Here is a 5,478-nt window from a genome sequence, read left to right on the forward strand (position 1 = left end):
GGCTGGAGCCGGTGCAACCTGCGGCGCTGCTGAAGGCGCGGCCGCCGGCACGGAGCCGCCAAGCGACTGGATAGCTGCGAACTGCTGCGCAAAAAGTTGCTGCGCCATCTGCAACTGGGACTGGAAAAGCGCCTCGAGCCCTTGAGGTGCCTGTGGAGTTCCATTCGCCACTGAAGATGGCGCAGCAGACGCGACGTCCGGCGTGGGGGGGACCTGAGCCACCGGAGAGGGAGACACCGCCTGCACGGCATCTGCCGGCAGTTCGGTGTCGAGGTGTCGCGCCAAATCATGAATGGTCGGAATGTTGCCGAGCAGCTCGCGGAAGGAGAGCTTGATCCTGTATTCCTTCTCCACCTTCTGCGCGAACTGGCCGATGAAGAGGGAATCAAAGCCAAGCTCCAGAAAGGTCGCCCCGGCTGCATCGTCTGGCAGGTCTTCGCCTGAAAGGTCTGAGAGCAGGGCGGTCAGGGCGCGTTCCAGCGTGGCGCGCCGGTCGGTTGTCGCAGGTGCGGTGGTCATTGGGCTCATTCCGTCTGTCGGGATTGCTTGTACCGGTGTTTCGGGCAGCGTATGGGCAAGTGCCGCATGTGCCCGGTTCTCCGGCGTCGGTGCGTCGATCCAGTGCATCTGGCGCTGGAAGGGATAGGTCGGCAGCGGGATTTTCCGCCGCGCCGTCTCTGGCAGGGCCGGCCAGTCGAGCCCGCAGCCGGCGATCCACGACCGCGCATGGGCTTCGGCAAAAACGTCCTCACCAAAGGATGCGCGGTCGTGTTCGGGCAGGGACTGGATAATGGCGGCGATGTCATCGCGCTTCAGCGTCTGCGCGGTGAAAACCGAAAGCGTGCGGCCGGGACCGACCTCGATAAAGACGGGCCTGCGCTCGCGCGCAACGGTCTTGATGCCGTCGGCAAAGCGCACCGCATCGCGGCAATGGCGTGCCCAGTATGCGGGCGAAGCGCCCTGCGCGTCCGTCTGCCAGTCGCCGCTCACACAGGAAATATAGGGAATGGTGGATGGGCCGTATTCGGCCTTTGCAGTCTCTTCTTCGAGCGCCCTGGCAGCCTCGTCCATCATGGCCGAATGGAAGGCATGCGAGGTGTGCAACCGGCTATAGGCGATGCCTGCAGCGTCAAGCGCTGCGCAAGTCTCATCCATCGCCTCGAACGTGCCGGAGATGACGCTGAGCTTCGGTGCATTGAGGGCTGCGATCTCCACCCCGTCGCAAAGATGCGCTTCGACCGTTTCCGCATCCGACCGCACGGAAACCATGGCTCCTGTGGACTGGCTCTGCATCAGCCGCCCGCGTGCTGCGACCAGCCCGAGCGCATCCTCGAAACGCATCGTGCCTGAAAGTGTGGCGGCAACGAACTCGCCCACGCTGTGGCCGATCATGGCTTCGGGTATCAGGCCACGGCTCATCCAGAGTTTTGCCGTTGCATATTCGACGAGAAAGAGGGCGGGCTGGGCGATCTGCGTGTCGCGCAGTGCTTCGGAAAGCTCTTGCCGCACCTCGTCATCAGGCAGCCGGATGAAATCGCGAATGTCACGGCCAATCAGAGGCTCAAGAAGATCAGCACCTTTGTCTATCCATTCGGCAAAGACTGGTTCGGTCTCATAAAGCGCGCCACCCATGCCCACATGCTGCGCCCCTTGACCTGGGAACATGAAGACCACGGGCGGGGCATCCTGTGCTGCCGCGCCGCTGATCGGGCGTTCAGATTCAAGTGCCGCAATCGCCTCGTCGCGCGTGCGCGCAATAGTCGCCGTTCGGTGCGAAAAAGCGTGCCGCCCCCGCTGCAACGTGTGCGCCACGGTGGCGAGCGGCTCTGTGCTCTCGCGCAGAGCCTCGGCCAAATTCTTGCGCATCGTGGCGAGCGCCGCCTCGTTCCGCGCCGAAAGCGGGAGAATGAGCGTGCGGCCGGGCGGTGTCTCTGACAGAAGATCTCTGTCGGGCGACTGTTCGAGCACCACATGTGCATTGGTACCGCCGACCCCGAACGAGCTGACGCCGGCTCGGCGCTTTGCGCCCGCCGCTTCCCACGCTACGCGCTCCGTTGGAATGCGGAACCGACTGTTTTCCAGTGCCATATGCGGGTTGGGCGATACGAAATTCGCCACCGGCGGGATCTCGCCATCGCGCACCACGAGTGCCGCCTTGATGAGACCGGTGACGCCTGCGGCTGCATCCAGATGGCCGATATTCCCCTTCACGGACCCGAGCGCGCAGTGGCCTTCAGCGCCATCGCCGCCAAAAGCGTTCATCAGACCGTTGAACTCGATGGGATCGCCGAGCGGCGTGGCAGTGCCGTGGCACTCCACATAACCGATGCTATCAGGGTCGATGCCGGCACTGGCAAGGGCTGCCGCAATCGCGTCGGCCTGTCCCGAAACGCTGGGTGCGGTGTAGCCCACCTTGTCCGCGCCGTCATTGTTGACGCCATAGCCGCGAATGACGGCATGGATCGTGTCGCCATCGTCGATGGCGTCTTCGAGCCGTTTCAGAAGCACCACGCCGCCGCCGCTGCCGAAAACCGTGCCGCCTGCCTGCGCATCGAAGGGCCGGCAGAAACCGTCCGGCGAAACCATGCCGCCTTCCATGTGGATGTAGCCACGCTTCTGCGGCACCGAGATCGACACACCGCCCGCCAGCGCCATGTCGCAACCATAGGTCAAAAGGTTCTGGCAGGCCTGCGTCACCGCCAGGAGCGATGTGGAACACGCCGACTGGATGGTGAAGGCCGGCCCTTTCAGGTCGAGCTTGTAGCAACGCGCGTCGCCAGCGTGTCGTTGATCGCGCCCACCAGTTCGTTGAACATGTCGACCTGATAGCCGGAGGTGAAGGCTTCGGCCTTTTTCCGGTCGGACAGGATGTTGTTGATGAGGTAGGTGCTCATCGCCGAGCCGGCGAAGACGCCGATCGAATGTTTCGCGGTAAAGGGATCGCAGCCCGCACTTTCCAGCGCTTCCCAGCAGATTTCCAGAAACAGGCGGAACTGCGGGTCGAGCACCGATGCCTCGCGCGGATACATGCCGAAGAATTCCGCATCGAACATGCCTACATCGTCCAGATAGGGGCGGGAGGGCACATAGTCCGGCGAGGCACGCGTCGCCTCGTCATAGGCGTCCTCGATTTCATCGGCTGCAAAAGTGCGGAAGGCGTGACGTCCCTCGCGCACCATTTGCCACAGCGCATCGACCGAGGGTGCACCGGGAAACCGCCCGGCCATGCCGATGATGGCAATGCTACCGATGCCCTCATCCAGTCCCGTTTCGGGTTTCATCGGAATATGGTCGTTCATCGTCTGCTCCGACGAAATTGAGACATGACCTCTTTCTGTCGCGCGGCGCGGCTTTGTGCTGTGGCGGTCTTCTGGAGACTGTCCGACGCTTTCTCGAGGAAGCGCGCCAGACTGCGGATCTTCGGGTGTTCGAACACCGTCACCACATCGATGCTGCGGCCAAGCTCCTGTTCCAGCGCTGCATGGACGCGCATGAGCTGCATGGACGTTCCGCCGAGGTCGAAGAAATTCTGATCCGTGCCGAAACTTTCGGTGCCAAGCACCCTGCGCCAGTGCCGCGCGATGATGGCTTCCATTCCTTCTGCCGGCGTCGCCGCGGGCGCCTGCGCTTCTGTCGGGGCCGGCAGGCGGGAGCGGTCGACCTTGCCCGCACGGTTCATGGGAAATTCTTCCAGAACGATGGCCCGGCCCGGCACCATATGCGCCGGCAATACGCCCTTCAGCCGCCCGAGAACGGTGGCGGCAAAGTCCCCTTCGTCATGCCCGTTCATGGTGTGCGGGCGCAGATAGGCCACCAGTCGCTTTGCCGATCCGGCCTGATGACACTCCACCACGGCATCGGCCAGGTGGCCGTCGCGGCGCAGCGCCGTCTCGATCTCATCGAGCTCGATACGCTTGCCGTCGATCTTCACCTGCCGGTCGCGGCGGCCGCGAAAATGCAGGAGCCCGTCAGTCCATCACCGCCATGTCGCCCGTCAGATAGCAGCGCAGGCTCTCGCCATTCTTTGCGGTGATCGTGACGAAGCGTTCTCGCGTCAGCTCCGGCCGGTTCAGATAGCCGATGGCGAGCCCGTCACCGGAAACCGCAAGCTGGCCTTCCCGTCCCGGCGGAAGCTCGGTGAGATCATCGTCGAGAATGTGAAGGCCGTTATTGGCGATGGAATAACCAATGGGCACCGTGTCGTCCTGGAGGTCGGCCGGAATGTTGAAGGTCGAGGCAATGACGGTAACTTCCGTCGGCCCATAGGCATTGGTCAGGCGGCATGTCGGATGAGCGGCGAGAAATCTCCGCGCATGATCGGCGGACGCCACTTCACCTCCGAACAGGACATGCCGCAACGAGTTGAGCCTGCCGCCGGAATGATCGACCAGAAGGTTGAAGAGCCCGGTGGTGAGCAGCATCACCGAGACTTGCTCTTCGTCGATCGTGCCGGCGATGCGCGGCATGGAGAGCGTGCGGTCGCCGATGCCCGCCAGCCGCGCCCCGTTGAGAAGCGTGCCCCAGATCTCGAATGTGGCGGCATCGAATGAAATCGTCGCCGTATGCAGCACCACGTCGTTCGGGCGGAAATCGACAAAATTCTGGTCGCACACAAGCCGCTGGATGCCGCGATGGGGAATGACGACACCCTTCGGACGCCCCGTCGAGCCAGACGTGTACATCACATAGGCTGCATCGCCGCCGCCAACGGCCGGAAACGTTGCCGCCATTTCACGCCCTGCCAGGGTGGCGAGCGCGTCGTCTATGTCGACAAGCCGGTCGGCTGCCATCGGCAGACCCGCTGCAAGCGCGGCACTTTCCCGGTCGATCATGAGCGCACGCGGCGCGCAGTCCCGGGTCATGTAGGAGAGATGCTCCACCGGATAGGCGGGGTCAAAGGGGGCATAGGCCGCCCCTGCCTTAAGGATCGCCAGCTTGGCGATCAGCGTTTTCAGCGCGCGCGGCAAGAGCAGGCCGACAATGTCACCCTTGCGGATGCCCATGGAGATGAGACGCGCGGCGAGTTTCGACGCCGTCTGGTCGAGTTCGCCATAAGACAGGCGAGCGTCATCGAAGGAGATGGCTGTCGCATCCGGTCGAGCGCGCGCGATGCCGGCCACGATGCCGTGGACGGTCGCATTGCGGTCATAGGCGCGTCGATGTGAGGATTGTCTGGCTGCAACAGAACTGTTGAGGCTGGATGCTCCGCGTATTGCTTTTTCTGATGCATGTAGACGCCCCGCCCGAAAAAAGCCCGCGCCTATATTTCAAGCATCCGAAAACGCTTATTATTTATAGTTGAGGCGCGGGAGAAAAATGGTTCTCATGCCTTCGAGGGAAAGAATTTCATGCAGGCCGGCAAAGAGACAGATAGCTATCTGGATGACCCGCGAACCGACCGGAGGTCTTAGGGTTTCACGGATATAGACCATTCGGTGATGCCACCGTTGGGTGGAGGAGAAAGCCTATCCCAAAGCA

3 protein-coding genes and 1 pseudogene are annotated in these 5,478 nt (G+C 62.7%); all 4 read right to left on the bottom strand.

The features are described from left to right. Window positions 1–2,088: acyltransferase domain-containing protein (locus JCM21793_RS27840; protein WP_370671667.1), on the bottom strand; the 2,088-nt coding region annotated here is incomplete at its 3' end. 78 nt (window positions 2,089–2,166) lie between these two features. Next, a pseudogene (locus JCM21793_RS31600) lies at window positions 2,167–3,299 on the bottom strand (beta-ketoacyl synthase N-terminal-like domain-containing protein); the annotation flags it as partial. Beyond that, complete coding sequence (locus tag JCM21793_RS30765; protein WP_244439972.1) at window positions 3,296–3,931, bottom strand: phosphopantetheine-binding protein; 636 nt, start codon at window positions 3,929–3,931, stop codon at window positions 3,296–3,298. The pseudogene JCM21793_RS31600 and the gene JCM21793_RS30765, both read right to left, overlap by 4 nt. 37 nt (window positions 3,932–3,968) lie before the next feature. Beyond that, complete coding sequence (locus JCM21793_RS30770; RefSeq protein WP_244439974.1) at window positions 3,969–5,120, bottom strand: amino acid adenylation domain-containing protein; 1,152 nt, start codon at window positions 5,118–5,120, stop codon at window positions 3,969–3,971. Window positions 5,121–5,478 lie beyond the last annotated feature (358 nt).

This window comes from Nitratireductor aquibiodomus NL21 = JCM 21793 (assembly GCF_000615975.1).
Taxonomy (GTDB): Bacteria; Pseudomonadota; Alphaproteobacteria; order Rhizobiales; family Rhizobiaceae; genus Nitratireductor; species Nitratireductor aquibiodomus.